Genomic DNA, 1,931 nt, shown 5'->3' on the forward strand with positions numbered 1-1,931 from the left:
GAATCGTAATCGAGTGTTACGGCGATTTATTCCTAAGGGTCAGCCAATTGAAGAGATTAGTGATGATGAATTGATTCCGATTAATTGGTATCTGAATTCACGGTCTCTCAAATGTTTGAACTGGCGAACTCCAATTGAGATCTTTTTGCTTAATCTGCGTCATTAAATTTGTTCAAGTTATTTATTGCAATCTGCCAAATAATTATATATTTATCTTTTGCCTGTGATATAGCCTTTTGAACACTATTCTGTATAATATCAGTAGGACTAATAGTAAAGCTTTGCAACCTTTGCTATTTGGTCCAAGTGAATCTTTGGATGACGCGTTACCCCTCACCTAATCCAGAACCACGGAGGTGACAGTCATGCCAAGATCTAGGAAAGACTGGAGGGTCAGACACGGTCCAAGTGGCTGTGGCTATCTGGATACTATCCAAAGCAGCTGTACAGTTTGCCAAGGCGTATCAGATAATAAAAAAAGCTAACCACAAAGGTTAGCTACCCAAATGTCTTCCAGAACATTCACGATTGAGAGTAACGAGCCGCAATCTCGTTGCTCTCTTTTCATTTATTTATTATACCAAACTTAATATAACTATCAAGAAGTTCATCGGTAGTCATATACAATACAAAATGTAAGAAGAATAATTAAAAAGGCAATCATGTTTAATTCTAGTAAATGCAGACAAACTGTCGATTCCTAATCATCTAATATTTCATAACCGTGTTCATTAGTATTAATCTTGCCAGAAATTTTTACATAGTGAATAAGCCAATCCAATAATTCTTCATAAAATTGACTTTCTTCATTATTATCAAGACTATTTACTAGATCTAACGTGTTTTCCAAAGAATCTAAAACTGGCTCTAGTGTCAATTCTTCAAAATTACCTTGTGCTTTTTCTTTTAAACTTAATTTCAAAATTTTATGGCAGATTGTAAAATTTAAGTTGAACATTAAGTGGACAGAAAAACCCATCAAGGTCTTTAATGGTGTTACCACACAATCCATTAGAAAGAAGGACCTTGATGAGCACCACTATTTTATCATTCCAGAACCGTGTTGTCATTGAAACGCTTCATAATGAAGGACGTTCCTTGCAATACATCGCTAACTACTTAGGCTTTAGTAAGACCACCATCTTTAACGAACTTCACCGGCTAAATAGTGAGTACCAGGCTGAGCTAGCGCAAACTGACTTTGAACAAAAGGTTAGTCAACGGGGGCGGAAGTCTTCGCTCACTAAAAACCTTAAACACTTGGTCGAGGAAAAGATTCAAGTCCAGAAGTGGTCCCCTGAACAAGTTGCCCATGTGGTGGGGATTGCCTACAAGACGGTCTATAACTGGATTGATCAAGGATGGCTTGATGTACAGCTACCCGATTTGCCTGATCATGGAATTCGTCGTCATCGTGCTAAAGAAAAGCGTGGTACGTTCAGTCACGGCCGCTCAATTGAGGAGCGTCCTCATAAAGTCGAAACTCGCCAGGAATTCGGCCACTTTGAAGCTGATACCGTACTTTCTGGCAAACGTAAAGGTCAAGCTGTGGCTACTTTTGTGGAGCGTAAGAGTCGCCTGACAATTGTTAAACGGCTCCATGGCCGCGACAGTCAGTCCATGACTCAAGCCGTACTTGAACTAGCTAGTCAACTTCAAGACAAGCTCAAGACGCTTACCGTGGATCATGGTAAAGAGTTCGCTAACTATCAGACAATTGAACGGCAAACTGGTACTCCGGTTTATTTTGCCCATGCTTATTCACCACATGAACGCGGTAGTAATGAGAACCGTAACCGAGTTTTGCGACGATTTATTCCCAAGGGACAAGCTATTGAAGAGCTGAGCGATCGCCAGCTGGTTCAAATCAATTGGTATCTGAATTCCCGGCCACTTAAATGTCTTAACTGGCGCACACCAATCGAGATCTT

Annotated in this window: 2 protein-coding genes and 1 pseudogene; 2 read left to right on the forward strand and 1 reads right to left on the reverse strand. The window is 40.1% G+C overall.

Going from position 1 to position 1,931, the window contains the following annotated elements; translation table 11 throughout:
* Nucleotides 1-166, forward strand: a pseudogene (locus tag QOS10_RS09180) (IS30 family transposase); the annotation flags it as partial.
* Between the two features lie 534 nt (nt 167-700).
* Here QOS10_RS09180 and QOS10_RS09185 read toward each other — a convergent pair.
* Nucleotides 701-958: a hypothetical protein gene (locus QOS10_RS09185; RefSeq protein WP_283595177.1), complete on the reverse strand. Its 258-nt coding sequence runs from the start codon at nt 956-958 to the stop codon at nt 701-703.
* A gap of 71 nt (nt 959-1,029) precedes the next feature.
* On the opposite strand from QOS10_RS09185, the gene QOS10_RS09190 reads away from it, so the two are divergent.
* A partial coding sequence (locus QOS10_RS09190; protein ID WP_283595178.1) for an IS30 family transposase occupies nt 1,030-1,931 on the forward strand: 902 nt, incomplete at its 3' end.

The organism is Limosilactobacillus galli (assembly GCF_947381495.1).
Taxonomy (GTDB): Bacteria; Bacillota; Bacilli; order Lactobacillales; family Lactobacillaceae; genus Limosilactobacillus; species Limosilactobacillus galli.